The sequence below is a fragment of the Sheuella amnicola genome (genome assembly GCF_010499255.1).
Classification (GTDB): domain Bacteria; phylum Pseudomonadota; class Gammaproteobacteria; order Burkholderiales; family Burkholderiaceae_B; genus Zwartia; species Zwartia amnicola.
Genome location: NZ_JAAGRN010000008.1, coordinates 1 through 26707, shown reverse-complemented (window position 1 = coordinate 26707; position 26707 = coordinate 1). Strand labels below are relative to the sequence as shown.

At 54.1% G+C, this 26707-nt stretch carries 22 protein-coding genes; 11 read left to right on the top strand and 11 right to left on the bottom strand.

All coding sequences use genetic code 11. The features are described 5' to 3' along the window. The first annotated feature begins 62 nt into the window (after positions 1-62). A complete protein-coding gene (gene phoU, locus G3I67_RS11785; RefSeq protein ID WP_163655594.1) occupies positions 63-800 on the top strand; it encodes a phosphate signaling complex protein PhoU in 738 nt (245 codons plus the stop codon). Between the two features lie 42 nt (positions 801-842). On the opposite strand, the gene G3I67_RS11780 is transcribed toward phoU, so the two are convergent. Both G3I67_RS11780 and argA read right to left on the bottom strand, forming a co-directional pair. Then, entirely contained in the window at positions 843-1115 is a 273-nt protein-coding gene (locus G3I67_RS11780; RefSeq protein ID WP_163655592.1) for an oxidative damage protection protein, read from the bottom strand. Between the two features lie 9 nt (positions 1116-1124). Further along, a complete protein-coding gene (gene argA, locus G3I67_RS11775) occupies positions 1125-2483 on the bottom strand; it encodes an amino-acid N-acetyltransferase (RefSeq protein WP_163655590.1) in 1359 nt (452 codons plus the stop codon). 81 nt (positions 2484-2564) lie between these two features. Between argA and hrpA the strand changes: the two genes are divergently transcribed. Continuing rightward, on the top strand, positions 2565-6437 hold the full coding sequence (gene hrpA, locus G3I67_RS11770; protein WP_163655588.1) for an ATP-dependent RNA helicase HrpA: 3873 nt from the start codon (positions 2565-2567) through the stop codon (positions 6435-6437). Between the two features lie 47 nt (positions 6438-6484). Here hrpA and G3I67_RS11765 read toward each other — a convergent pair whose 3' ends face one another. Next, positions 6485-7384 carry an aspartyl/asparaginyl beta-hydroxylase domain-containing protein gene (locus G3I67_RS11765; RefSeq protein ID WP_163655586.1) on the bottom strand — a complete coding sequence of 300 codons (900 nt, stop codon included), beginning with the start codon at positions 7382-7384 and terminating at the stop codon, positions 6485-6487. Positions 7385-7487: 103 nt separating this feature from the next. Between G3I67_RS11765 and dnaE the strand changes: the two genes are divergently transcribed. The 7 genes from dnaE to G3I67_RS11730 are packed head-to-tail and all read left to right on the top strand — an operon-like array spanning position 7488 to position 16689. Next, positions 7488-10976, top strand: coding sequence for a DNA polymerase III subunit alpha (dnaE, locus tag G3I67_RS11760; protein ID WP_163655584.1), 3489 nt, complete (start codon positions 7488-7490; stop codon positions 10974-10976). Further along, positions 10976-12097 (top strand): glycosyltransferase family 4 protein, encoded by a 1122-nt coding sequence (locus G3I67_RS11755; RefSeq protein WP_163655582.1) that lies wholly within the window; start codon positions 10976-10978, stop codon positions 12095-12097. Before dnaE ends, G3I67_RS11755 begins: the two co-directional genes overlap by 1 nt. Beyond that, the gene (locus G3I67_RS11750; RefSeq protein ID WP_163655580.1) at positions 12094-12948 is read left to right on the top strand and encodes a polysaccharide deacetylase family protein; all 855 of its coding nucleotides are present in this window, start codon (positions 12094-12096) and stop codon (positions 12946-12948) included. The genes G3I67_RS11755 and G3I67_RS11750 overlap by 4 nt, the downstream gene beginning before the upstream one ends. A gap of 2 nt (positions 12949-12950) precedes the next feature. Then, positions 12951-13715 carry a glycosyltransferase family 2 protein gene (locus G3I67_RS11745; protein ID WP_163655804.1) on the top strand — a complete coding sequence of 255 codons (765 nt, stop codon included), beginning with the start codon at positions 12951-12953 and terminating at the stop codon, positions 13713-13715. Continuing rightward, positions 13712-14815: a glycosyltransferase gene (locus tag G3I67_RS11740; protein ID WP_163655578.1), complete on the top strand. Its 1104-nt coding sequence runs from the start codon at positions 13712-13714 to the stop codon at positions 14813-14815. Before G3I67_RS11745 ends, G3I67_RS11740 begins: the two co-directional genes overlap by 4 nt. A 25-nt stretch (positions 14816-14840) precedes the next feature. After that, entirely contained in the window at positions 14841-15563 is a 723-nt protein-coding gene (locus G3I67_RS11735) for a polysaccharide deacetylase family protein (RefSeq protein ID WP_203583642.1), read from the top strand. 4 nt (positions 15564-15567) lie between these two features. Continuing rightward, on the top strand, positions 15568-16689 hold the full coding sequence (locus G3I67_RS11730) for a glycosyltransferase family 4 protein (protein WP_163655799.1): 1122 nt from the start codon (positions 15568-15570) through the stop codon (positions 16687-16689). Here G3I67_RS11730 and G3I67_RS11725 read toward each other — a convergent pair. Together G3I67_RS11725 and G3I67_RS11720 are read right to left on the bottom strand one after the other, a co-directional pair. Beyond that, positions 16673-17386: a YdcF family protein gene (locus G3I67_RS11725; protein WP_163655576.1), complete on the bottom strand. Its 714-nt coding sequence runs from the start codon at positions 17384-17386 to the stop codon at positions 16673-16675. The genes G3I67_RS11730 and G3I67_RS11725 overlap by 17 nt on opposite strands. Positions 17387-17448: 62 nt before the next feature. Then, complete coding sequence (locus tag G3I67_RS11720; RefSeq protein WP_235931902.1) at positions 17449-18390, bottom strand: glycosyltransferase family 9 protein; 942 nt, start codon at positions 18388-18390, stop codon at positions 17449-17451. A 133-nt stretch (positions 18391-18523) separates the two neighbouring features. On the opposite strand from G3I67_RS11720, the gene msbA reads away from it, so the two are divergent. Then, positions 18524-20293 (top strand): lipid A export permease/ATP-binding protein MsbA, encoded by a 1770-nt coding sequence (msbA, locus tag G3I67_RS11715; RefSeq protein ID WP_203583641.1) that lies wholly within the window; start codon positions 18524-18526, stop codon positions 20291-20293. A 90-nt stretch (positions 20294-20383) separates the two neighbouring features. On the opposite strand, the gene G3I67_RS11710 is transcribed toward msbA, so the two are convergent. Genes G3I67_RS11710 through G3I67_RS11695 form a run of 4 tightly spaced genes read right to left on the bottom strand, consistent with a single transcriptional unit; the run spans position 20384 to position 23873 of the window. Continuing rightward, complete coding sequence (locus tag G3I67_RS11710) at positions 20384-21382, bottom strand: Bug family tripartite tricarboxylate transporter substrate binding protein (protein ID WP_163655572.1); 999 nt, start codon at positions 21380-21382, stop codon at positions 20384-20386. Positions 21383-21403: 21 nt separating this feature from the next. Further along, positions 21404-21889, bottom strand: a complete 486-nt coding sequence (locus G3I67_RS11705) for a 3-isopropylmalate dehydratase small subunit (RefSeq protein WP_163655570.1) — start codon at positions 21887-21889, stop codon at positions 21404-21406. Further along, positions 21886-23208, bottom strand: coding sequence for an aconitase/3-isopropylmalate dehydratase large subunit family protein (locus G3I67_RS11700; RefSeq protein WP_203583640.1), 1323 nt, complete (start codon positions 23206-23208; stop codon positions 21886-21888). Before G3I67_RS11700 ends, G3I67_RS11705 begins: the two co-directional genes overlap by 4 nt. Before the next feature lie 2 nt (positions 23209-23210). Then, positions 23211-23873: a GntR family transcriptional regulator gene (locus G3I67_RS11695; protein ID WP_163655566.1), complete on the bottom strand. Its 663-nt coding sequence runs from the start codon at positions 23871-23873 to the stop codon at positions 23211-23213. Between the two features lie 154 nt (positions 23874-24027). On the opposite strand from G3I67_RS11695, the gene G3I67_RS11690 reads away from it, so the two are divergent. After that, positions 24028-24897, top strand: coding sequence for an isocitrate lyase/PEP mutase family protein (locus G3I67_RS11690; RefSeq protein WP_163655564.1), 870 nt, complete (start codon positions 24028-24030; stop codon positions 24895-24897). Positions 24898-24903: 6 nt separating this feature from the next. Here the strand turns inward: G3I67_RS11690 and rng are convergent, their stop codons facing one another. Both rng and G3I67_RS14935 read right to left on the bottom strand, forming a co-directional pair. Further along, entirely contained in the window at positions 24904-26367 is a 1464-nt protein-coding gene (rng, locus tag G3I67_RS11685; protein WP_163655562.1) for a ribonuclease G, read from the bottom strand. A 158-nt stretch (positions 26368-26525) separates the two neighbouring features. Continuing rightward, on the bottom strand, positions 26526-26707 hold a 182-nt coding region (locus G3I67_RS14935; RefSeq protein ID WP_203583639.1), incomplete at its 5' end, for a hypothetical protein.

Sequence of the window (26707 nt, the reverse complement as noted above, 5' to 3'; positions counted from 1 at the left end):
TCTTAAACTTCCAAAAAACGGCAAATCCTTGTCATTGATTCAATTTTTGAAAGAGTGATCGCATGTCCGAGCATACCAATAAACAGTTTGACGCAGATCTTCAACGCATTCGCACCGAGCTGCTGCAAATGGGCGGCTTGGTCGAGTCCATGATCCAGGACAGCATGGACGCCCTTGCTACGGGCGATATATCGCTGGTCGATCGAGTAAAAGAGCGCGAAAAGGATGTGAATCGCCTGGAAGTCGAAATCGATGACCGCGTGACAACCATTCTGGCGCGTCATCAACCGGCCGCCATCGATTTGCGGACACTGCTTGCCGTGACGAAAATGTTGACGGATATGGAGCGATCCGGTGACGAAGCCGACAAGATCGCATCGATGGCGCGACGCATTCATGAGGACGATCGTCGCTTCATTCCGGTGATCGAGTTGCGTCATATGGCCAATTCAGTTGTCACCATGATGCGCCAGGTGATGGATGCCTTCGCGCGCAATGATTCGGTGCTGGCCGCCGCAGTCGTGCGCAGCGACAAGGAAGTCGATAAGGAATGGAAGTCGGCACTGCGCAGCTTGATCACATACATGATAGAAGATCCGCGAACGATTTCTCGTTCGATCGATCTTCTGTTCATTGCCCGCTCCATGGAGCGAATTGGGGATCATTGCAAGAATATGGCCGAGCGCGTGATCTACATGGTGCACGGAGCGGATGTTCGCCACAAGGGCGTCAAAATGGCAGAGCGACTGGTTCGGGGTGAAGAGATTCCTACCCCCGAGGAAACCGAAGAAGACAAATAAGGTTACCTGCGGGCAGATGCCCGCAGGACTCTGGTGCCGAAATTAATTAGCGGGTGGAACAAAACCCTGAGCCTCGACGGATGCGTCGTTGAACAGGAAGTTTTCCATCTGTTCTTTCAAGTACTTGCGCGCACGTGTGTCGGCCAGATTTAGCCGGTTTTCATTGACAAGACGCGTCTGGATCCCCATCCATTCTTCCCAAGCTTCTTTGGAGATGCTGCGCCAGATTTTGGTGCCTAGGTCACCAGGGTAGGGAGGGAAGTCCAGTCCTGGAGCTTCCTTTTTAAGCTTGACGCATTGAACAGTGCGGCTCATGTGATATTCCTAAAGTCGTTTAATGAAAATAAGACTGTTGCGGGACCGGTTGTAGTGGGCCTGTTTGTCTTTCGGCAGGTCGGCTACACCGCCCTGTACGAATCCACGCTTGATGAACCAGTGCGAGGTACGTGTCGTCAGAACGAATAGTCTCTTGGCACCCAGCGCCCGTGCACGCGACTCCATGTGGCGTAAAAGCATTTCACCCTCGCCCGTCCCTTGCCATTCGGGGTGAACAATCAGGCAACCCATTTCGGCCATCTGATCTTTGGGGAAATCGTGCAACGTGGCGCAACCATAAATCACACCGTCGTGCTCGAGCACGGTGAAGTTTTCGACATCGCGTTCGATCACCGCGCGCCCGCGTGTTACCAGCGTGCCGTCCTGCTCGAGAGGTTCGATGAGCTTGAGAATCGCGCCCACATCGTCGATTGTCGCCGGGCGTAGATCATCCAGGGTATCTTCGACCACCATGGTGCCCACGCCATCGTGGGTGAAAATCTCGAGGAGCACCACGCCATCGAGTGAAAAGGGGACCAGGTGGGCGCGAGATACGCCGCGCTTCACGGCGCGTGAAGCATAGTGCAGATAAAACGCGGTGTCCGCATCGAGTTCGCCCGAAGCCAGCAATGCATCGGCATCCAGTCGGGCCAATTCGGTATCGACCGTGCCGTCAGGAGAGATGACCCCCGGCGTTTCGGTCAGGAAAATCAGTTTCTCGGCCCGCAGGGCAGTGGCAACGCTTGTGGCGAGTTCTTCCATCGACAGGTTGAATGCCTCGCCAGTGGGGGAGAATCCAAGCGGAGAAAGCAGAACGATCGAACCACGCTCGATTGCGAACTTCAGCGCATCCACATCGATTTTGCGGACTTGGCCTGTATGCTTGTAATCGATACCGTCGATGATCCCTGTGGGTCGGGCCGTGACGAAGTTGCCCGAAATCACGCGGATCTGGGCATGTGACATGGGCGTGTTCGGCAGGCCCTGACTGAAAGCAGCCTCGATATCCAGACGGATTTCGCCGGCCGCTTCTTTTGCGCATTCGAGCGCATCTGCGTCCATCGGCGAGCGGCTGCGGTGAAAATGCTGATTGATGCCCTTGAGTCGCATCTGCTCGTTAACCTGGGGCAAGGATCCATGCACCAGAACCAACTTGATTCCCAGCGCCGACAGAAGCGACAAGTCCTGAACCAGCGTGTTCAGGGCGTTGGCCTGAACCAGTTCACCACCGAAAGCAACGACAAATGTCTTGCCCCGGAATGCATGCACATAAGGCGCGACCTCGCGAAACCAGCGTACGAACTGGGCAGCGGCAAACTCCGGCGCTTCGAGCGCGGAGACGGTATCGGGTTCCTGGGTATCTGACATTGGAGATCTTGCTTTAATCTTGCGTGAAAGGCTTGGGCGAAGTCGTTATTTTATAATGGTCCCTTAGACGGATCCCAAAATATGCCCGAATCAAAGCTATTGGACGGGATAACACCTCAAAGCGTTGTCAAATCCCCACGCCAGGCTCCTCCAATTACGTATCCTGAAGACCTGCCGGTCAGCAGTCGCCGCGATGAAATCGCGCGTGCGATCGCGCGCCATCAGGTTGTGATTGTCAGCGGCGAGACCGGTTCGGGTAAAACCACGCAATTACCCAAAATCTGCCTCGAACTCGGCCGTGGGCTGGACAAGATGATTGGCCACACCCAACCGCGCAGGCTTGCAGCCAGCTCGGTTGCCCGACGGATTGCCGAAGAGCTGAGCTCCCCGCTTGGTGAATGGGTGGGTTATCAAGTCCGCTTTCAGGACCGAAGCAGCGCCATCACGTCGATCAAGCTCATGACCGACGGTATTTTGCTGGCAGAGTCGCAACGCGATCCGCTGCTGCGGCGTTATGACACCATCATCATCGACGAAGCGCACGAACGCAGCCTGAATATCGATTTTCTATTGGGCTATCTCAAGCAGTTGCTCCCGCGCCGTCAGGATTTGAAAGTCATCATCACCTCGGCCACGATCGATGCCAAGCGATTCGCAGGGCATTTCGCAGATCGGTCGGGTAAACCTGCTCCGGTGATTGAGGTTTCAGGTCGCCTGTATCCGGTCGAAACCCGCTATCGCCCGGTACTTGACCCCGATTCGGATGACGCAGGAAAGACCAGTCAGGGTGCATCGTCTTCGGGCAGCGCCTCCCAGTCCGATCGTGGGCTTGCGCGTGACGAGGAGCGTGATCTGATCGATGCCCTAGTCGATGCGGTGGATGAGTGCGCGCTGGCCGGGCCGGGGGATATTCTGGTTTTCTTGCCAGGTGAGCGCGAAATTCGTGAAGCCGTAGAAGCGCTGCGCAAACATCATCCTCCCTCCACGCAAGTGTTGCCCTTGTATGCCAGGCTGACCCAGGCCGAGCAGGAAGAAATCTTCAAGCCTAAAACCAACGCACGCCGAATAGTATTGGCTACGAACGTTGCCGAAACCTCTTTGACGGTTCCCGGCATTCGATTCGTGATCGACACGGGACTGGCGCGCGTCAAGCGTTATTCGTGGCGCAATAAGGTCGAGCAGCTCAGAATCGAGCCTATCAGTCAGGCATCAGCTAATCAGCGTGCCGGTCGTTGTGGTCGACTGGGCCCCGGAATTTGCATCCGTCTCTACAGCGAACAGGATTTTCGCGATAGGCCAGCCTTCACGGACCCTGAAATTTTGCGCTCGTCGCTCGCCAGTGTGATTTTGCGCATGAAAGCCCTTCGATTAAACGATATCGAAGACTTCCCGTTTGTTGATCCGCCGACCGGACGCGCGATTGCAGACGGATATCATCTTTTGCAGGAACTTGGAGCGCTTGATCCCGAGTCGAGCAGCCCCGGGGTGCTAACCGCAACAGGACGCGCTCTGGCCAAATTACCGCTGGATCCCCGGATCGGCCGCATGATTCTGGCCGCGCGCGACCAGCACTGCATGACCGAGATGCTGATTATCGCGGCAGCTCTGTCGGTTCAGGATCCTCGCGACCGGCCCATGCACGCCCGGGAGGCCGCAGAGCAAGCCCATGCCAAGTTTGCTGACGACAAATCCGAATTCAATTCGTACATCAAACTCTGGCGCTGGTACCACGAACAGGTTGCGCACAAAGGTTCCCAGCGCAAACTGGTGGCCTTGTTGCGACAGCAATATCTATCTCCGCTGCGTTTGCGCGAATGGCACGATATTCATCGGCAACTGCACGAGCTGGTCGCCGAGCAAGGCTGGCGTTCGAACAAAACCGATGCGACCTACGAGCAGGTTCATTTGGCCCTCATGTCGGGACTGTTAGGCAACCTTGGACTTAAATCCGAAGAGTCCGGCAATTATCTTGGGGCGCGCGATATCCGGTTCTGGATCCACCCCGGTTCGCGCATGCTCAAAAAGGCCGGCAAGTGGATCATGGCAGCCGAACTGGTCGACACCAGCAAGCTTTACGCTCGTTGTGTGGCGCGTATCGATCCTGTCTGGATTGAGCGCGTTGCCGGTCATCTGATCCGCAAGACATGGTCCGATCCGCGATGGGAAAAGAAACTCGGGCAGGTTGTCGCAAACGAGAAAGGCACGTTGTATGGATTGACGGTTTACTCCGGACGCCGCGTCCATTACGGTCCGATTGATCCGGTTCGCGCGCGCGAAATCTTTATTTTGCAAGCGCTTGTCCCGGGAGAGATCGACTCTAGTCTGGCCTTCATTACGCACAATCGCAAACTGATCGCGCAGATCGAACGCCTGGAGCATCAGGCGCGTCGCCCCGATATCCTGGTCGATGACAGTTTGATCCATGCGTTTTACGATCGGCATCTGCCCGAGAATATTCATCAGACTGCGACACTTGAGCACTGGGTCAAAGGACTGACCAAAGAGGCTGCCGCCGACTTATTGCTCACGCGCGACGCCTTGATGCGTCACGAAGCTTCCGGCGTCACGACCGATGTCTTTCCAAAGACTTTCGATTGGCAGGGCGTCAAGCTCGCCGTGGACTATCACTTTGAACCGGGTTCGCCCAAGGATGGGGTGACCGTCACCGTGCCCCTTTATTTCCTGAACCAGGTCGATGCCGCCCGGTGCGAATGGTTGGTACCCGGCATGCTCAAAGAAAAAGTCCAGATGTTGCTGAAATCTTTGCCCCAGAAATTACGGCGGCACTGTGTTCCGTTGCCGGACTATGCTGCGGGTTTTTATGATCGCTGGTTTGACCGCTTGAGCACACCCCCGGGCGGATTGATTGACGCCATTATTCAGGATATGTGGGAGCAGTTGAAGATCCGTCCCGTTGTGTCCGACTTCAAGCCTGAGACGCTGCCCGCCCACTTATTCATGTCCTTCAAGGTGGTCGATGAGCATGGTCGCATGCTTGGCGCCGGTCGCAATTTGGCACAGCTTAAGGCTGAGTTGGGCAAGCAGGCCGTAGCCACCTTCCAGCAGTTGGCCACCAAGGATCAGGAGGTGGCAACTGCGCTTGCGCATGACGAAATCACAGAGTGGAGCTTTGGCGTATTGCCCGAACTGATGGAGATCAAGCGCAAGAATCACAGCGTGATCGGTTATCCCGCACTGGTCGATCAGGCCACGCATTGCGCACTGGATGTGTTCGATGAAATTCATACCGCACAAACCGCTCATCATTTGGGTTTAAGGCGACTCTTCAGGATCGCATTGCGCGACCAGGTCAAGTTTCTGGAAAAAAACCTCCATGACCTGACCAAGCTCGGCATGATGTATCTGCCGCTAGGCACCCAGGAAAAACTGCGCGACCAAATCATCGATTGCGCGTTGGATCGGGCCTGTTTGCAAGAGCCTTGGCCGGTCAATGCCGATGAGTTCGAATCGCGCAAGCAGGATGGTCGCGCCAAGCTCGGTTTGCTGGCGCAGGAAGTCGCCAGGCTGGCCGGCACGATTTTGGAAGGCTGGGCCGCCGTGATGAGAAAATTACCGCAAGCCAAGCCTCACAAGGCATCCTATGAAGACCTACAGTTTCAGATGAGCCAGTTGATGCGTGCCGATTTCATCGACAGGATTCCATACGCGCAACTGGTGCATCTGCCGCGCTACATGAAAGCGGCCGTTGCGCGCATCGACAAGTTACGTGCCGATCCCTCACGCGATACGCGATTAATGTCCGAGATGGCGCCGTTGATGACTCAGTATGCCAGAGCGCGTGGCGCCTTGAAAGGCGCACCTGACGCAGGGCTTGATGAATTCAGGTGGATGCTTGAAGAGTTGAGGGTGGCGCTTTTTGCCCAGGAGCTTCGCACACCCATGCCCGTATCGGTCAAGCGGTTGCAGAAGTCCTGGGAGGCGATGCAGCGCTAAGTCGTCCGCTAAGTCGTCCGTGACGCTGCCTCAAGCGGCAGGTTTCGTCAGCTTACCAGAAACAGGTAGATCGCAAGGGCAATCAGGCCGAACTTGGTCGCCTTATAGAGCGGACGGTTGGCCTTTTTGAACGCTCTGCGTTTCTGGTCGATGACCCAGTGATAATGCGTCAGTTTGTTGATGAACCCCGTCTGATCCGAATCCGCATTGGGTGAACTTGCGGCCGACATCGCGACACGACCGAACCAGTGATTGAACGCTTCGGCCCAGCGCCAGATCAAAGGACGCTCGACATCGCAAAACAGAATGATGCGGTTCTTGTCGCTACGGTTGTACGCGTCATGGACGTATGTTTCGTCAAAGATGACGCCCTGGCCATCGCGCCAACTGTGACGGATTCCGTCGACATCGATGTAGCAGCGGTCATCATTGGGTGTGGACAAACCGAGATGAAAACGCAAGGATCCGGCAAAGGGGTCACGGTGCGGATTGAGCTGACCACCCGGAGGCAGCTCGGCGAACATGGCTGCCTTGACGCTCGGAATCCGATTGAGCAATTCGACCGTTTTGGGGCACAGCGCCTCGGATGAAGGGTGCTTGGCGTCGTACCACTTCAGGTAAAAACGTTTCCATCCGTATTTGAAAAACGAATTGAAACCGATGTCATTATGTAGTTCAGGTGCTTTGATCTGTCGCAGTTCGGCTAGATGCAACGCCTCGTCGCGGATGACCTCCCAGTTGTCCTCAAGTAATTTGAGTTCCGGCATCGTCGAGTTCGGAATATAGGGCGTGGTCGGTACTTTGGATAAAAGAACCATGAAAGCGTTGATTGGAGCAAGCAGGATCGAATGATCCAGTAACTGTCGTCCCAACGGGAGCCTGACGCGGCCCCTGAAGTGGGCAAACAGGATTGATCCCAGCCAGATTCCCAGAATGATCCATTTCATATCGTATTCCTGTTGTTTCCAGTACTGCAATTTGATGCAAATTCTTACTTAGAGAAGGCTTTCGACAGCGCTGGCAAGACCCGCAAATGGGTACAATCCACACATGTCAGAAACCATCTCGTCCCAGCCATTCGTCCATCTGCGCGTCCATTCCGAATTCTCGGTGGTGGATGGCACAGTCCGTATCCCGGATCTGATCAAGCGCGCCGGCGCGCTCGGCCAACCCGCTGTCGCCCTGACCGATTTGTCCAATGTATTCGGTCTGATCAAATTTTACAAAACAGCGCGCTCGGCAGGCATCAAGCCAATCGCAGGCAGCGATGTCTGGCTGACCAACGATGACGACCGGGACAAACCATATCGTATTTTACTGCTCGTGGCTGATCATGCCGGCTGGTTGACTTTGTGCGATCTGCTGACGCGCGCCTGGCTGACCAACGCGCATCGGGGCAGGGGCGAAATTCGTCGAGAATGGCTGACTGATGCGAAAGGGCTGATTGTCCTGTCCGGCGCCCGGGCGGGCGATATCGGCCAGGCCATCATGGCCGGCAACCTGGAAGCGGCAAAGTCTCTTGCCAGGCAATGGAAGCGGTTATTCGGTAATTCATTTTTCATCGAGCTGCAGCGCACCCGCAACGAAGCCGACCAATCCTACACACGGGCAGCGTTGACGATTGCGGCCGAATGCGCAATGCCGGTTGTCGCCACCCATCCCGTTCAGTTTCTGACCGAGGATGATTTTCAGGCGCACGAAGCCAGGGTCTGTATCGCCGAGGGTCAGATTTTGACCAACCCGCGACGCCCCAGACTATTTACCGAAGATCAATATCTTTTATCGACCGAAGAAATGGTCAAGCGCTTTGAGGATGTGCCCTCGGCGCTTGCCAATGCGGTCGAAATCGCCAAGCGATGTAATTTGACGCTGACACTCGGCCAGCCGCGTTTACCGAATTTTCCAACGCCCGAAGGGGTTTCGCTCGATGACTATCTGGTGCAGCTTTCGAAAGAAGGCCTGGAGCGCCGGATGCTTCAGCTATACCCGGATCCTGAGGTGCGCAAAGCGAATTGGCAGCAATATTCGGATCGGCTGGCTCTCGAGTGCAAGACCATTATCCAGATGGGATTTCCCGGATACTTTCTGATCGTTCAGGATTTCATCAACTGGGGTAAGCAAAATGGTGTTCCGGTCGGCCCCGGTCGGGGCTCCGGAGCAGGTTCGCTTGTGGCCTATTCGCTGGGCATTACCGATCTGGATCCGCTTAAATACGATTTGCTGTTCGAGCGTTTTCTGAACCCCGAACGAGTTTCCATGCCTGACTTCGATATCGATTTTTGTCAGGACAATCGCGAGCGCGTGATTGAATACGTCAAGCAAACCTATGGGCGCGAGGCAGTCAGCCAGATCGCGACCTTCGGAACTTTGGGTGCCAAGGCAGTGTTGCGCGACGCAGGTCGCGTGCTGGATATGCCTTACATGATGTGCGATGGCCTGTCCAAACTCATCCCTAATACGCCGGCGGATCCCTGGACTCTGGATCGTGCCCTTAAGGATGAGGCCACGTTCAAGTTGCGTTACGAAAGCGAAGAAGAAGTGCGTGCGCTGGTCGATCTGGCGCGGCCTCTCGAGGGCCTGACACGCAACATCGGCATGCATGCGGGTGGCGTGCTGATTGCTCCCAATAAGCTCACCGACTTCTGTCCGCTATATTGCCAACCCGGCCAGGAAGGTAGCGCAGTTTCCCAGTTTGACAAGGACGATGTCGAGGCAGCCGGTTTGGTCAAGTTCGACTTTCTGGGGTTGCGCAACCTGACGATTCTGGACTGGGCCGTTCGTTTTGTGCGCAATTGCAATGAAAATCTGCGCGACTTTGACATCATGACCGTCCCACTGGATGATCCGGCGACTTACCAGTTGCTGTCCGATGCGAATACGACTGCGGTTTTTCAGCTTGAATCGCGGGGCATGAAAGAACTGCTTAAAAAACTTCGGCCCAATACTTTCGAAGACGTGGTGGCCGTGCTGGCGCTTTTCCGTCCCGGTCCGCTCGAATCGGGCATGGTCGATGACTTTGTCAATCGTAAGCACGGCCGTGCCTCGGTGGATTATTTCCATCCTGATCTCGAACCCACGCTTAAAAGCACGTATGGCGTGATCGTGTACCAAGAGCAGGTGATGCTGATCTCTCAGATCATTGGTGGATATTCGCTGGGCGGTGCTGACTTGCTTCGACGGGCGATGGGCAAGAAAAAGGCCGAAGAAATGGCCGAGCATCGCGCTCTGTTCGAACAGGGCGCGGTCAAAAAAGGCTACGACCCCGAAGTTGCCGTCAGGCTATTCGATTTGATGGAGCACTTCGCAGGCTATGGCTTTAACAAGTCGCATTCGGCCGCTTATGCATTGATTTCCTATCAGACCGCGTGGCTCAAGGTCCATCATCCTGCAGAGTTTCTCGCCGCCACCTTGTCGTCCGATATGGATGACACCGACAAAGTCGAAACATTCTGGCGCGACTGCCTTGCCAATGGTGTCAAGGTTTTGCCTCCGGATGTCAATGCTTCCGGCTTTCGTTTCGAGCCGGTAGCCGACGATGAAATGGCCAAAGGGCGCCCGCCACGCACCATCCGCTACGGTCTCGGTGCGGTCAAGGGGACCGGACAAAGCGCAGTCGAAGAAATCATCCGCGCGCGTCAGGCCGGACCCTTTACCTCCTTGTTCGACTTTTGCCGTCGGGTGGATCGGCATACGGTCAATCGTCGCAGCATAGAGGCGCTGATCCGTGCCGGCGCTTTCGACGTCATCGAACCCAATCGCGCCGCGTTGATCGCATCGCTTTCCACGGCAATCGAGGCAGCCGAACAGGCTGAGCGTAGTGCCAACCAGGTATCTTTATTCGGGGACGATAGTGATGATGTCGTCAATATCGAGCTCACTAAAGTGCCCGCCTGGGATTTGCATACCGTCCTGATGGAAGAAAAGGTTGCGCTTGGTTTCTTTTTCAGTGCCCATTTATTTGATGCCTGGCGTGACGAGGTCAGGCGGTTTGCCGGTAAACCCCTGTCGCGTCTGGAGCCTCTTCGTGATCTGCAGTGGATTGCCGGGGTGATTTCAAGTTCACGCACGATGATGACACGCACGGGTGCCAAAATGATGTTTTTGGTGCTGGATGACGGTTCGGCACAGGTCGAGATCGGTATCAATGCCGAGATGATCGAAAAGCATGCCAATCGTTTAAAGGAAGATCAGTTGCTGATTATTCAGGCCAAGGTTTCGAATAACGAATATCAGGGCGGGATGAAGGTTTTTGCCGAAAACATCTATGATTTGCAGCTTGCTCGCGAAATGCGTGCGCGTGCGTTGCGCATCAAACTCAATGGCAACGCCGATGCAGCAAAATTGAAAAACATGCTCAATCCTTATCGCGCCGCGCCTGAAAACGGCTTTCCCGGCACACCCGTGGAAGTTGTCTACGAAAGCAAACAGCACGCATGCACGATCCGACTGGGTGAGCAATGGCGGGTCAGGCTCCCCGATACCTTAGTCGAACAACTTTCGAGCTGGGTGTCCCCATCGGACGTGGAAGTATCCTACTGATGTCCGATTTTAAGCATTTGCGAATTGTGCATACAGAGGCCGCGACAAGTTTTGGCGGCCAGGAGTACCGTATTTTCAAGGAAATGGTCGCCATGCGCGACCAGGGGCATCACCTCGAGGCGATCTGTCAGCCCGATGCCGAACTCACCACACGGTTGCGTGAAGCTGGATTCACCGTCCACACCATGTATATGGACGGATTTTTCAATATCATCAGTGGCATTTTAAAAATAGCGCGCATCCTGCGACGCGGTCGTTTCGATGTCGTCAATACCCATAGTCGTCAGGACACGATCATTGCTGCGCCAGCCGGACGATTGGCGGGCACGTCCCTGATCGTACGTACCAGACACTTGTCCAGCAAGGTCAATTCGCTGTTGACCTATACATGGCTGCCGCATGCGGTCACTACAGTCAGCGATTATGTTCGCAGGCATCTGATCGATCGTGGTGTCGCGCCTGATCGTGTGGAAACCATATATACGCCGCTTTTATTCCCGCCGCCTGTCGAGCATTCGACGTTAAGACAAGAGCTTGGCTTGAAGAATACCGACACGGTCATTGGATGCGTTGCTGTGATGCGTCCGAACAAAGGGCATCGCGACCTGATAGATGCCGTTGCGCCCTTGTTCAAGTCGCACGATGACTTGCATCTGGTATTGGTGGGAGGCGGATCGCCGACATTCGAAAACACCCAGGATTACATCGCGCAGTTGGGCCTGGAGCATCGGATTCATATGACAGGCGCCCGTAAGGATGTGCCCAATCTGTTGGCGGGATTCGATATTTTTGCTTTGGCTACGCGTGAAGAAGCCAGCGGGACCGTGTTTCTGGAAGCGGCTGCCAGTGGCGTACCGATTGTCGCTACCGATGTGGGCGGCGTGTCCGAGGTCGTTCGTCGTGATGAAAACTGCCTGCTTGTCGCCCGCGGCGATATGCAGGCGATGCGTGAGGCGTTGGCTCGTTTAATCGATGATCCGACCTTGCGCAAAAAAATGGGGCAAGCCGGTTCGGATATGATTTGGAAGGAAGGTGCCTTTTCAACCCGACAGTTGGTAGAGCGCACGCAAACCGTTTATGGACGATGGTTACGCGAAAGAAAAAAGTTCGTTAAAAGATGACAATACCCTTCAAGCACGCGCATAGCGTACCCGTGTTGATGTATCACCACGTCTCTCCCGCGAAGGACATGATTACCACTTCGCCCGAGAATTTTGAGCGGCAAATTAGAGGCTTGGCAAAAAACGGCTACCGCGCGCTATCGACGCAAGAGTTTGCCGATTTTCTTTCTGGCAAACCTGTTGCGGCCAAGTCGATTCTGATTACCTTCGATGATGGTTATCTGGATAACTGGGTCTACGCGCATCCTATCCTGAAAAAGTACAACATGCGGGCCACGATGTTCATTGTGACCGGTGTGATTGGTGATGGACCTGCGCGTCCGGTATGGGGCGACAAGCAGGCCTTGCCGGAAATGATTCCGCACAAGCGCGCCAAGGCAATGGTCGAAGCCGGCAACGCGGATCCCGTCATGGTTCGCTGGAGTGAGGTGCATGCGATGCGCCAGGCCGGCACTTTCGAGTTTCATAGTCATACCGATACGCATACGCGTTGGGACCGCAACTGCGAAAACCGGCAGGATTGCCTGGACCGGATGAGTGTCGAGTTGTTGCGTTCGCGTGAGGTACTTAAAAATCAAATCGGTTCGGTTTCCGAGCATTTTTGCTGGCCCCAGGGTTACTTTGAAGACGATTACGTCAAACTGGCGCAAGATCACGGTTTTCGCTACCTGTACACCACCATTGCCCATGGGCAAAATGTGGCCGGAGGCGATCCGGCGCATATTTATCGCTTCGCAGTGCGCAATAGAGGGTTTTACTGGCTTTGTCAGCGGATTTTTCTCGCATCGCATCCCGTGATCGGACCACTTTACAACCGTTGGAAGCTATGGAAACGATCAAAACGGGCCTAGGCTTGGGTGTCAGTGTCATTCTGATCACCAAGAACGAGGAAAAACACTTGCAAGCGTGTTTGGAGTCGGTCCTTTTCGCCGATGAAATCATCGTGGTAGATTCCGGCAGCACTGATCGTACGGTGGAGATTGCACAAGCGTTTGGCGCCAAGGTCACTCAAACCTCCGACTGGCCCGGATTCGGTCCGCAAAAAAATCGGGCACTCGAGGAGGCTACCCAGCCCTGGGTATTGTCGATAGACGCCGATGAACGCGTGACACCTGAACTTCAGGCTGAAATCCTGCAGGTCATGCGTGCAGATCAATATCAGGCTTTCGAAATCCCCCGGTTATCAAGCTTTTGCGGCAAGCCGATTCGACATAGTGGTTGGTGGCCGGACTATGTGCTGCGATTGTTCAAACGGGATGCGGGCCGCTTTACCGATGTCGCCGTGCATGAACGCGTACAGACAACGGCGAAGGTCGCGCGACTGAAGTCCTGGTTCATGCATTATCCATATGAAAACATGGATGCGCTGATCACCAAGATCAATCGTTATTCCGGCGAAGCCGCCGCAGCGATGTCGGCCAAAGGCAAGCGCGTGGGGATTCCCGGTCTGATGTTGCATAGCATTTGGACTTTTATCCGCATCTACATCATCCGTCGGGGATTTCTCGATGGTCGGCATGGCTTTGTCCTTGCTGTTGCCGCGGCATCGGGCAGTTTTTTCAGATATTCGAAGTTGATGTTTTTGAATCTGGATAAAGATCGGGACAACAAACCATGAAAATCCTGTTCACCAATTTTCATGGTCGCAACGGTGGTGGTCATGTCACCTACATCGTTAATTTGCTTCAGGGATTGGTCGGGCAACATCAAGTGACAGTCGCCACTCCCAAAAGCAGCAGGCTTTACCGTCATGCGCAAATGATCCCCGGCGTGAAGATGGTGGATATGCATTACACGACCAGGCCGTCTTCATGGCTTGGGCCACGCGCGCAATTGCGTAAGTTGATCAAACAAGACGGATACGACATCGTGCATGCCAACGGTTCGGCCGATCATAAGCAGGTCATGCTTGCTTTGCTCGGTATGCGCCATCGTCCCAAGGTTATTTTCACCAAGCACAATGAACACGCAGTCACCAGCTTCGGCCATCAGTTGCGCGCTCGTCTTGCAACGGATCGCGTGATCGCAGTGAGTGATCACGTCAATAAACTCATGATGCGTTCACCCTATCGTCGGTGCGGAATCGTCACGGTTCGACATGGAATTGACACGGACTTTTATGCTCCGGTCACCCATGCGCAAAAAATGGCGGCGCGTATCCGATTTTTGGGTCAGGGCTATGAGCACAAGATTGTTTTAGGTAGTGCCGGTGGCACGGATTACGAAAAGGGATGGCTCGATCTGGTTCAAGCTGTCGGCAGTCTTGATCCAACGCTGCGCGATCGTTTTCATCTGATCGTGGCCGGAGATATTCCCAATGAGGCCAAAATGGCCCAAGTCGCATCGGCCGCAATGTTGGATCAAGTCAGCTTTCCCGGATTGACCGATGATGTGCGCGACATTCTCGCCGCTTGTGATGCAGGCTTCGTTTTGTCGTATCAGGAGGCTCTGTCTTTTGCATGCCGCGAATTGATGTCCATGGGCCTGCCGGTGTTGATTACCAATGCCGGAGGGTTGCCTGAAAACTTGACTGACGGAGTTGAAGGCTGGATCGTGCCGGTTAAAAACTCGCATGCCATTGCCGAAGTGTTAAAAAAGATACTCGCAAAACCTGATCTATTGATTACCATGGGGCAAGCGGCCCGATCTCGCGCACTGAAAGAGTTTAATTTGCACGACTTTGTTGCACGCACGGTTTCCGTTTATCAACAAGCCTGAATCATTCATCCGAAACCATATCAGCATGTCGATTCCTATCCTGATGTATCACCAGATCGATTTGCCCGCACCGAGAGGCACGCGTTTTCGCGGACTGACGGTGCATCCCGCCGCATTTCGCCGACAGATGATCTGGATGCATCGGCTCGGGTACACCGGACTGAGTATGCATGACCTGATGCCATATCTTACGGGCGAGAAGCAAGGAAAAGTTTTCGGAATAACGTTCGATGATGGTTTTCGAAACGTATTCAAGCACGCCTTGCCGGTATTGAAAGAGACGGGCTTTACAGCCACCAATTATTTTGTCGCGAATCAGTTCGATGGCGGCAACGTATGGGACGCCGACAACAATGTTCCTTTTTCGCCGCTGATGTCGCTAGACGAAATCAGACAATGGGCACGCGCAGGTCAAGAGGTTGGTTCGCACACTTTGGATCATGTTCATTTGCCCAAAATCGATCGCCAGGAGGCGGTGCGTCAGATCAGCGATTCACGCGCCAAACTCAGTCAGGCAGTGGATGTCGATGTCACCGCGTTTTGCTATCCTTTCGGGGAATTCCATTCCGACCATTGCGAGATCGCCAGGCTTGCCGGCTACACCAATGCCACGACTACCGCACGCGGACTAGCCGGTGCGCATGATGATTTGTTTGAATTGCCTAGAGTCGGCATCTGGCGCACAACCCATCTTTTGAGATTTTTTCAAAAGACCCTGACCAAGCATGAGGATCGCCGCCGTGTCTGAGCGTTTGCGCATTGCGTTTCTGGTGGATCGATTTGGGCGCAAGTTTGGCGGCGCAGAAGCGTATGGCGTGAACCTGTTCGAGATTCTTTCGGCACGTCACGATGTGACTGTGATCGCTCACGAGTTTGATCACGATCTACCGGTCAAAGAAGAATTGATCAAGTATCGAAGCTTTTGGCCAAGCTGGATCCGTGTCTGGCACTTTGCCAGACAAGCCAAAAAACTCACTAAGTCCGGTTACGACATCGTACATTCACACATGTACGGCGGTGCAGGTGATATCCATGTCATCCATGTCGCGCCGATCCGTTATCGTCGTTTGTTCGGACGATCGTTGCTCAAGCGGTTGTGGGTGTGGTGCCAGCCCAGCAATATTGCCTATCTGTTGCTTGAGGCCGCTGCCGTGCGGCCCAAACCGGGACGGCATGTTGTCGCAGTGTCTCCGTGGTTGCGGGATCGCTTGGTTGATGCATATGGGACCGGATTGCCGCTTGTTGTGATTCCTCCAGGCGCGAACCCGGTGGATTTCAGTCCTGACGTGCGCGAGCATGTTCGTCATCGACTTGGATGGGCACCCACCGACATCGGATGCCTGCTGGTCGCCAGAAATCCTTTACGCAAAGGATTTGCCGCTGTCCTGGATGCGATGGCGCTTTTGCCGGTTTCATTCCGTCTGGCGGTGGTTGGGGCCGAGCCCGACGTTCATGACTATCTGGATGCGCATCATCCTGAGCTAGCCGATCGAATCAGCTTGATTCCACCTACATCGAATGTGTCCGAATACTATCAGGCAGCCGATGTATATGTGCATCCGACTTTGCTGGATAGTTTTGGCATGGCCCCGCTCGAAGCTATGGCGCACGGATTGCCGGTTGTCGTCAGTGGACCGAAGCATTGTGGTTTTGGGCAGTATGTCACCCATATGCATGATGCCTGGGTCTTGCAGGATCCGGAAGATCCGGGTGAAATCGCCAAGGGTTTGTACGAGCTTGGCCTGTCTACCGAAACGCGTGAGCACCTGCTGCGACATAGCGCGCTGCTTGTGCAGTCGTTGTCCTGGCATGTGGTGGCAGAAAAATACGAAACGCTCTACGCCGATACACTCAGGTTCAAATCCAGTCCCTGATCCAGTACCCTAGCAGACCGAAGTACTCTTTGATGATGCTGCGGCTCGCCTCCAGGCTTCGTGTATGCGGCAGCCATGGATAAAGCGTGTAATCATCAGGCGGAACGATTTGCGGGGCAACCGGAGCCGCGATCGCATTGATACCCTTGCTTTTGAATACCGCCATGGCTCTGGGCATATGTAGGGCGGAGGTGACGACTAGTACTTTAGGGTGTCCGAGCTGCTCAAGCATCGGTTGACTGAGCGTGACATTCTCATAGGTGTTGCGACTTTCATTTTCAAGCAATAAAGCATTCTCGGGCAATCCGCGATGCTTTAACACCTGAGCCATTCCCTGAGCTTCGCTGACCTTGCCGTGCAGGGCACCTCCGGACAACAGGATTTTTGGTGCCCGACCATTCAGATACAACGCCTGCGCACGATCAATACGATCCGTGGCTGTCGCCCGATTGTAGGGCTCGAACCAGTTTGCTCGATTAGCCTGCGTGTTGCCGCCAAGCACCATGATCACATCGCCTTTTTCCTGGGATTCGGCGGGTTGATACTCATACATGGATTCCAGCTTGCCGCCGAAATACAGTGTCGTGATCGGCAAAGACCATACGAGTACCCATAACAATCCCGATGCGGTTAATCCGATCGCGATACGTTTGTGTTGCAACAGGGCGGCCAGCACCGCGCACACGAGCAGAATCATGCAGAGCGTGGGCGGATAGAGCAAAAGATTAGAAAAGGGTATTTGAGCCAGCAATGCGCCAATCAACCATGCAAGGACAGAATCTGCTGCGTGTGTTGCAACACCTCGTCTACAGCAGGCCAGTGTCCATTTTGCCCTAAATTGACCGAGTTAAGCGTCCAGGGCCCTGTTCTGGCAGGGTCCGTGACGCCAAAAAGAGTCAATTGCCTTGCGTTTGCTGCGGCACTCAGATGCGACACACCAGAGTCATTACAAATGACTAGAGCGCACAGGCGGGTGAGGGCGCAAAAAGCGCCCGGACTCAGTGGGTCGAGCAAGTCGGCAGTGGGGGCTGCGATTTTTGCAGCTTCTCTTTCCGCTGGTGGAGGACACATCGCCACACGCAAGCCAAGCTGCTGCAGTCGACGCGTCAGCACATCAAAATGAGGCCATACTTTGATTTGACCATGATGACGTCCGACCGCAGTCGGGGCGATCAGGACAAACGGGGTGGAACCTAGCCCGGCATCCATCATCACCTGCGTCGCGTGCTGTTTGTGCGTTTGCGTCAGCGTGAGCTCGAGTTTGTCGTGCGGCATGGAAGAGGCCGGCGCGATATTCCAGCGATGCAAGGCGGTGAGGGCGAGTCCGAACCAAGACCGCACAGCGTGGGGACGAGGCACAGGCTTGTCGACCGGCCATTTGAGCAAAAGACTGCGCCCATCGTCCCGATAGCCTGCTGCATCGAATCCCGCTAGCCTGAAGATTATGGCAGTGGAAAACGAGTCCGGCATCAAGATGGCGCGTTCGGTTTCGGGATGGGCTCGGTGCCACTGGCGCAGCATTTTTAAATCATCCAGATACTTGCCCGTCGCGGGAACAAAATCCAGCAAAGGCATACCGCTTAGAAGATCGCGCGCCCATGGCCGGGCTGATACCGCATACGGAACTCCACTTGACTCAAGAAGTCTGAGTGCGGGCAGGCACATGCATACGTCACCAACCCAATTGGGTAGGCGAATCATCACGGGGGCATGCCGAAAATGTTGCGAAATTGATTTCATTGATGCGAAGGATACGACATTCGCCGCCTATGCCCAAGCCTGACGAAGGGGGCAGGGGTTAAAATCGACGATCCATTTTATTCCGAGTGTCATCTTGACCACGTCCGAACACGCTGCATCAGACCGACCGCTAAATCTCAATATCTGGCACCGCATCTATTCTCGCGTCGGCTCCTACTGGAAGGGGCTGGCTCTGGCGGTATTGTTCATGGCGGGGGCTGCCGCAACCCAGCCGACCCTGGCTGTTGCGATGAAGCCCTTGCTCGATGAGGGCTTTTCGGGTGCCAAGCCAGAATATGTCTGGCAGGTGCCTCTGGCGATTATCGGATTGATATTTCTGCGCGGACTGTGCAATTTTTTCAGCGACTACTTGCTCGCCTGGGTTGCCAATAATGTTTTGCTTCGCGTGCGCGGCGAAATGTTCGAAAAACTGCTTGCCTTGCCCGATAGCGAGTTCAAAAAAGGCGATACCGGTCGATTGCTTAATCGATTCACCGTGGATGCCGGCTACATGACCGGGTATGCCACGGACGTGTTGACTGTGGTGGTGCGCGAATCCCTGATCGTGCTGGCGATGATCTGCGTATTGCTTTACATGTCATGGCAACTCACGCTGATCATCATCGTGACCATGCCGATATCCGTCTTGATCTCGCGTGCCTTCATCAATCGGCTGCGTCGCATCAATCGCGACATGGTGAATATGAACGCTGAGCTTACGCGGGTTGTCGGCGAAGGCATCGACGGGCAACGCGTCATTAAACTATTCGATGGTTACAACTTCGAGCGCAAGCGCTTTGCCTATGTCAGTGGCCGGCTTCGCCGCTTTGACATGCGCGCGGCGACCGCGGATGCGGCCATGACTCCGATCACGCAAGTGGTTACGGCCTGCGCAGTCGCTGCCGTGATCGCTGTTGCTTTGAATCAGGCCAATACGGGCACTTTGACAGTGGGTAGTTTTGCCTCGTTCATGGCCGCACTTGCCCAGATTTTCGATCCGATCAAGCGATTGACCAAAGTGGCGAGCCGGATGCAAAAAATGCTGGTCTCGGCCGAAAGCGTTTTTACTTTGATCGATCAGGATCCGGAAACGGAAAACGCTCAACTGACCTTGCCCGGCCGAGCATTCGGTCATGTTCAGTTTCAAGATGTTTCGCATCGTTTCCCCGATGGCGAGCACGATACCCTCAAACAAGTCACGCTGGATATTCAGCCCGGGCAAACCGTCGCTTTGGTGGGGCGCTCGGGTAGCGGCAAAACGACGCTGGTCAATATGTTGCCTCGTTTTATCCTTCCCACCGCCGGAACCGTTCTAATCGATGGTCGGGATATCCAGCAACTTTCGCTGAAAAATTTGCGCGAACAGTTGTCGCTAGTTAGTCAGGATGTCGTCTTGTTTGATGACACGATTGCTGTCAATGTCGGATATGGCGCACTGCATGATGCGTCCGAGCAGGAGATCCGCAACGCGCTCAAGGCTGCCAATCTGCTTGAGTTTGTCGATAGCCTGCCCCTGGGGCTGCAAACGCACGTCGGCGAAAACGCCACCCGTCTTTCCGGCGGGCAGCGTCAGCGCCTTGCCATCGCGCGCGCACTGATCAAGGATGCGCCTATCCTGATTCTGGATGAGGCAACCTCCGCGCTGGACAATGAATCCGAGCGACAGGTGCAGGCTTCTCTCGAGATTCTCATGCAGGGTCGCACGACGCTCGTGATTGCGCATCGCTTGTCCACAGTCCAGAACGCCGACAAGATCGTCGTGATGGATCACGGCCGGATCATTGAGCAAGGCTCTCATTCTGAGCTGCTTGCAGCCAATGGAGCCTATGCAGCTTTGTATCAAATGCAATTCAGGGATGCTTAAAAAGCAACAGCCGGTCAGATGCGCATGACCGGCTGTTCGATGAACTCAAGACTTCAAGAGTCTGCTCGTGAGATCCTGACATTCACCACATTACTGTTCGGCCTTGATATTCGCGTCTTTGATCACTTTGCCATAGCGTGCCAGATCGCTAGCCAACTCTTTTGAAAACTGAGCCGGAGTGCCTGGAGTGGCTTCAATACCCAGCGTTTCAAGCTTGGCTTTCACCTCGGGCAACATCAGTACTGCATTGAGCTCTTTGTTCAGGTAATCGATGACGGGTTGAGGCGTTTTGGATGGCGCAAAAATCGCTACCCAGCCATTGACCACAAAATCGGGGACACCGCTTTCGATGAAAGTAGGTACATCCGGCAAAGATGCCGCTCTTTCCTTGCTGGATACGGCAATAGGCTTAAGGCGCTCCGACTTCACATAGGCATAGCCTCCAGCCACCGCGGTATACACAAGCGGAATGACCCCGGCTTGAGCATCGATCATCGCCTGGCCGCCACCCTTGTAAGGGACGTGCACGAGCTTTGCCCCGGTTTGCTGATTCAATAGCTCCATCGCAATGTGTTGCGGACTAGCGACTCCGGATGAGCCGAAGTTGATTGTTTTGCCGGGCTGTTTGGACAGGGCGATGATCTCCTTTAGCGTCTGGGCTTCAAACTTTGGATAAGCCAGCAAGATCAGTATGGTGTTGCCTATTTTGCCGATCGGGGTCAAGTCCTTGACCGTATCGAATGGCATGTTGGGAAACAAGTGCGGATTGATTGCCATGGTGCCGTCAAACCCAAGCACAAGCGTATAACCATCCGGTTCTGAATTGACCACCATCGCCGATCCGATGTTGCCGGATGCGCCCGGCTTGTTTTCCACAATCACTTGCTGTCCGATACGTCTGGACAATTGATCGGCTATTAATCTTCCGCTGGTGTCGGTCACACCACCGGGTGCGAAAGGCACGATCAAACGGATAGGCTTGTTCGGAAAATTATTCTGCGTTTGCGCCGTGACCGAAAACGACAGCGCGCAGGCTAGTAATCCTAGCCATGTCCTGCGGGTTACTTTGCTAAAGAGTGGTTTGAACATATTGCCTCCTGGAGTAGTTATTTATCTCAATTGTGCTCTGACAAAATTAACGAGTCCACCTGTTTCCATGATTTGCTGGATGTAGGGTGGAAATGCTTTGGCTTGATAGCGAACACCGGCTGTCTCGAATACACCGTCTTTTAAATCCGCAGTGATTGCGGCGCCATCGACTGCGGCTTGGACAAGTTCCGGACATTCGAACACGGGCAATCCGATGTTGATTGCATTGCGGTAAAAAATCCGTGCAAAACTGACCGCGACAATACAAGATATTCCGACAGCTTTGATCGCAATGGGAGCATGCTCACGTGATGAGCCGGTGCCGAAATTTTTTCCGCCGATCAGGATATCGCCCGCTTTAACCCTTCGGGAGAAAGAAGGATCGATACCTTCCATGCAGTGAGGGCCGAGATCCTGCGGTGTGTAAAGATTCAGATATTTGCCAGGCAAAATCACATCCGTATCGATGTGATCGCCAAAAAGATGGATGCTTCCGCAAGACATCATAGAAGCTCCTTGTTTTGTGAGGCCTGCTTGTGTGGGGCGTGCTCGTGTGGGGCCGGTTCGTTTGGTGTCGGCTCAAGGGTTGCCGGGTCAATGATTTTGCCGGCGATGGCTGCAGCCGCTGCAACCCATGCGTTGGCCAGATAGACTTTGGACTCCGGATGCCCCATGCGCCCCCTATAGTTTCGGTTCGTGGTCGAAATGGCAGATTCGCCTTTGGCAAGAATACCCATGTGCCCGCCAAAGCATGCTCCGCATGTCGGCATGGATATACTGCCACCCGCTTGTGAAATCATTTCGAGTAACCCTTCGCGAGAAGCCTGGCGATAGATTGCGCTGGTAGCCGGCACAACAACCAGACGAACATCCTGAGCAACCGTTCTGCCTTTGAGTATGTGTGCAGCTTGCCGGATATCGGTGATCGTTCCGTTTGAGCAATTGCCGATATAGACCTGATCGATGCGCGTGCCGATGATCTTGGATAACGATGAACCGTTAGCGGGCGAGGGCGGGACCGCAACCAAAGGCTCAAGCTTATCCAGATGAATTTCATGGCGGGCGAGATATGTTGCATCGTTGTCCGCGACAATCGGTTGATTGCGCTGCCATCCCGACCGTTCGACGTATTTCAAGGTTTGTGCATCGCATTCGAAGACGCATGTGTCGGCACCAGCTTCGACTGCCATGTTCGCAACAGCAAAACGCTCGTCGACATTCAAGTGCGTCAATCCGGGGCCACCAAACTCCAGGGCACTATTCAGTGCTCCGTCCACGCCTATTTTTGCGATCAGGGACAATATGATGTCCTTGCCCGTCACATACGGACTTGGCTTGCCGATCAGTTCGACCCGGATCGATGCGGGGACTTTGGCCCACAGTTCGCCAGTCGCGATCACGGCAGCCAGATCGGTCGAGCCGAATCCGACCCCGCAGGCATTGAGCGCACCTGCTGTGCAGGTGTGGGAATCAGCTCCGAAAATCAAGCCGCCGGGGCCGACCTTGCCCAGCTCAGGCAGCAAAGCATGCTCGATTCCCGAGCGTCCTGAATCATAAAATTTCTCGATGCCGAATTTTTTGCCGAATCCTCTGAGCAATCCGATCGATTCCGCGCTCGTGACATCCTTGGGCGGTGAAAAGTGATCAGCAACCAATACAACCTTTTCCGGATCGTGCAAATGTTTGACTCCCATCAGATCGAGTTGATTGACGGTGATCGATCCGCTCGTGTCATTCAGCAGAACCACATCCGGAACGAGGACTGCGATTTCTCCTGCGCGAACCGGGCCGGATTTTGCGTGCGAGGAGAAGATCTTTTCAGTCATTGTTAAGCCCATGACTTGCTCCCGTGTTTGGGGTTGATTAATGCAGGCGAATTCAAAATCTGCTCCGAAGAATGAATAAGATGTTCGCGCATAGCCAGATAGGCCGCTTCAGGCGACCCGGACAAAATCCCTTCCGCGATTTTTTCGTGCTCGTCCAATGCATGCGCAATGACTTGACTGGTTCCTATGATTTGCCTAAGTTGAATCATGAAAACCGGTTGTTGATATTTATCGATCAGTTTGCCCAGTTCGGGATTGCCGCATAAATGGACAATGGCTTGGTGAAACTCCCGGTTGTCGTTCACGAAGGCAGAAAAAACCGGATCCTTTCTGTGACGCCGGCCGCGATGCAATACGTTCTCCAGGAACGCGCGGTTATCACCTTCATTGATTTTTTCAGCCGCCAGGCGCGCCGCAAAACCCTCGAGCGCAATCCTGATTTCATACAGATTCTTTACTTCGTCGGCACCTAATCGTCGAACAATTGCGCCGCGATTAGGCTCGACATCAATCAGGCCCTCCGCATCCAGTTGTCGAAATGCTTCGCGCAACGGTCCGCGACTGACGCCAAGTTGCTCGACCAAATCCGTGGAGATCAGCCTTTGGCCGGGTGCCAGCCTACCGTCCAGAATCTGATCCTTGATCAGACTGACGATATTGTCCACAGTCTCGCCACTGCGACTTTTGCTTATTTTTGTTCGATTGTTGGTGTTTGATTTCATGGGTGCGACAGATTGAAACCGGGCAACTTAATGTTTGACAACATCAGAATCGATTCATATTATCCTACATATGTTACATACAAAATTGTAGGACAATATGAATCCAGCAGCAATCTTACGCAAACGTCTCGCGCAATCCGAAATCATTGTCGTGCCTGGGGGAGGGTCTCCGCTTGAACTCAGGCAAATAGAGGCCACCGGCTTTGAGGCAGGTTATGTCAGTGGTTACGCCACAGCAGCCGCACGCTACGCTGAGCCGGATATCGGCCTGGTTGCCTATGCTGATATCGAAGATGCCGTGCTGTCGATTCGTCGTGTCACGGATATCCCGTTGATCGTCGATTGCGATACGGGCTACGGCGATATCGCCAACGTCGTTCGTACCGTGAGGGGGATGGAGCGGTTGGGCGTCGCGGCGATTCAGCTTGAGGATCAAGCCTGGCCCAAGCGTTGCGGACATATGGATAACAAGATCGTCGAACCTCGCGATATTGCCGTTCGCAAAATCAAAGCTGCCGTCGCTGCCAGGACGAATCCCGATACACTCATTGTCGCCCGCACAGACGCGCGCGGTCCCATGGGCATGCAAGAGGCGCTTGATCGCTGCATGCTCTTTAAAAAAGCCGGCGCCGACATGTTGTTTGTCGACGGGCCTCAGTCGCTCGACGAGCTTATACAGATCGGTCGCGAATTACCCGGACCGCTGATTGCCAATATGTCCGAAACAGGCCTGACTCCATTGCGATCGGCAAGCGAGTTGCAGGATATGGGTTTTTCGATCGCGCTTTTTCCCAGCAGCACGGTCAGGATTACGATCAAGGCAGTGGGAGATTTTCTGTCCGATCTCAAAAAGACCGGCGATTCGCGCAGTTGGGTCGACAAAATGGCATCACTTGAGCAAACCAACAACGCGCTTGGCCTGGATAAGATACGCGCGTTCGAAAAGAAACTTTTGTCAGACGAGTGAGAAAAATCACACCAAAACGATGTCGTATTGCTCTTGCGTATAGTCGGTTGCCACCTCGAGCGAAATCGGTTTGCCGATAAAATCACCCAGCATCGCGAGATGCTGGCTTTCCTCTTCAAGCAGCAAGTCAACAACGCTTTGAGCGGCCAGAATCCTGAATTCTCGTGGATTGAACTGCTTCGCTTCGCGCAGGATTTCGCGCAGGATTTCATAACAGACGCTGCGACTCGTGCGTACGTTGCCACGGCTCTGGCAGGTCGGGCAGGGCTCGCACAATTGATGCGCGAGAGAGTCCCGTGTGCGCTTGCGTGTCATTTCAACCAGGCCTAGTTGCGAAAACCCGTTGACCGTCACGCGGGTGCGATCGTGCGATAGGGCTTTATTCAGTTCCGCTAAAACCGACTCCCTATGATCGGGGTCCTCCATGTCGATAAAGTCCAGGATGATAATGCCGCCCAGATTGCGAAGCCTGAGTTGCCTTGCGATGGCTTGCGCCGCTTCCAGATTGGTTTTGAAAATCGTGTCGTCGAAATTGCGTCCGCCGACAAACCCGCCCGTGTTGACGTCGACCGTGGTCAGCGCCTCGGTTTGATCGATGATCAAATATCCGCCGGACTTCAGGTCGACGCGTCGCGATAGCGCGCGCTTGATTTCATCCTCGATGTTCGCAGTATCGAATAGCGCGCGCTCGCCGCTGTAATGCTTGATGCGATCGACGACTGACGGCGTGTAGGTTTGTGCCCAGGTTTTGAGGTTTGCGCAAGTGCTGCGCGAATCCACCAGAATCTGGTTGGTCGATGTGTTGGCCATGTCGCGCAACACGCGCTGTGCCAGCGTCAGATCTTGATGTAGCAAACACGGAGCAGGACGAGTGCGCGCCGCAGACTGAACCGCGGCCCATAAGATTTTCAGATAATCGAGATCGGCTGCTAGCTCTTCATCTGACGCGCCTTCGGCTTGTGTCCTGACAATGAATCCGCCTTTCTCGTCCTTTGGCACCATCGCCTGGACGCGATCACGCAGAATTTGTCGATCGGCCTCTGATCCGATTTTTTGCGAAATTCCAATATGAGGTTCATGCGGGAGATAGACAAGCATTCTGCCCGCGATGCTGATTTGCGTCGACAGGCGTGCGCCCTTTGTTCCGAGAGGATCCTTGATGACTTGCACCATTAGGCTTTGGCCTTCGAAAAGCAGCTTTTCGATCGGTGTGCTCGGTAGGGCATGATTGCGCTCGCTGCGATTTTCTCGCAGATCCGCAATGTGCAGAAAGGCAGCCTTTTCCAGTCCGATATCGATGAAAGCGCTTTGCATGCCGGGCAATACTCTGACCACTTTACCCAGATAAACGTTGCCCACTTTGCCGCGCTGAATCGTGCGTTCCATGTGCAGTTCCTGCACAGCACCTTGGGACACGAGCGCGACGCGTGTTTCGAAGGGGGTGACATTGATCAGGATATCTTCGGTCATGCTTGGATGCATCCAAAAAGCTTTTAAAATTTCTGCTATATTAGCGGGCTTGCTTGATTGTGTTGAAAAGATCTGTTCATTGATTTTTTCTTTCACGCCGAATTGTCATGAAGTCGTAAAAATCTTCAGGTTCAGTTTGACAGTGATAAAAAAGTCCTTCATAATCTCGTTTCTCTGCTTCTGAAACAAAATTGATTCAGATAACAGAAAAGCAGTACCGAATTTGCAATACCTTGTTCTTTAAAAATTTGACAACCGATAAGTGTGGGCGCTTGGAATGAGTGCGCAGGTGCTGGGGCTGTAACAGGTCTTGGCGCTGCAAATGAAATCACAAGTGCTC

Excerpts from the sequence above, each read along its gene's own strand:
- G3I67_RS11700 (WP_203583640.1), bottom strand. The coding sequence starts at position 23,208 with ATGACTGAAAAGATCTTCTCCTCGCACGCAAAATCCGGCCCGGTTCGC.
- dnaE (WP_163655584.1), top strand. The coding sequence starts at position 7,488 with ATGTCAGAAACCATCTCGTCCCAGCCATTCGTCCATCTGCGCGTCCAT.
- G3I67_RS11705 (WP_163655570.1), bottom strand. The coding sequence starts at position 21,889 with ATGATGTCTTGCGGAAGCATCCATCTTTTTGGCGATCACATCGATACG.
- hrpA (WP_163655588.1), top strand. The coding sequence starts at position 2,565 with ATGCCCGAATCAAAGCTATTGGACGGGATAACACCTCAAAGCGTTGTC.
- G3I67_RS11720 (WP_235931902.1), bottom strand. The coding sequence starts at position 18,390 with ATGATTCGCCTACCCAATTGGGTTGGTGACGTATGCATGTGCCTGCCC.
- rng (WP_163655562.1), bottom strand. The coding sequence starts at position 26,367 with ATGACCGAAGATATCCTGATCAATGTCACCCCCTTCGAAACACGCGTC.
- G3I67_RS11740 (WP_163655578.1), top strand. The coding sequence starts at position 13,712 with ATGAAAATCCTGTTCACCAATTTTCATGGTCGCAACGGTGGTGGTCAT.
- G3I67_RS11750 (WP_163655580.1), top strand. The coding sequence starts at position 12,094 with ATGACAATACCCTTCAAGCACGCGCATAGCGTACCCGTGTTGATGTAT.
- G3I67_RS11690 (WP_163655564.1), top strand. The coding sequence starts at position 24,028 with ATGAATCCAGCAGCAATCTTACGCAAACGTCTCGCGCAATCCGAAATC.
- phoU (WP_163655594.1), top strand. The coding sequence starts at position 63 with ATGTCCGAGCATACCAATAAACAGTTTGACGCAGATCTTCAACGCATT.
- G3I67_RS11710 (WP_163655572.1), bottom strand. The coding sequence starts at position 21,382 with ATGTTCAAACCACTCTTTAGCAAAGTAACCCGCAGGACATGGCTAGGA.
- G3I67_RS11765 (WP_163655586.1), bottom strand. The coding sequence starts at position 7,384 with ATGAAATGGATCATTCTGGGAATCTGGCTGGGATCAATCCTGTTTGCC.
- G3I67_RS11755 (WP_163655582.1), top strand. The coding sequence starts at position 10,976 with ATGTCCGATTTTAAGCATTTGCGAATTGTGCATACAGAGGCCGCGACA.
- G3I67_RS11735 (WP_203583642.1), top strand. The coding sequence starts at position 14,841 with ATGTCGATTCCTATCCTGATGTATCACCAGATCGATTTGCCCGCACCG.
- G3I67_RS11780 (WP_163655592.1), bottom strand. The coding sequence starts at position 1,115 with ATGAGCCGCACTGTTCAATGCGTCAAGCTTAAAAAGGAAGCTCCAGGA.
- argA (WP_163655590.1), bottom strand. The coding sequence starts at position 2,483 with ATGTCAGATACCCAGGAACCCGATACCGTCTCCGCGCTCGAAGCGCCG.
- G3I67_RS11725 (WP_163655576.1), bottom strand. The coding sequence starts at position 17,386 with ATGATTCTGCTCGTGTGCGCGGTGCTGGCCGCCCTGTTGCAACACAAA.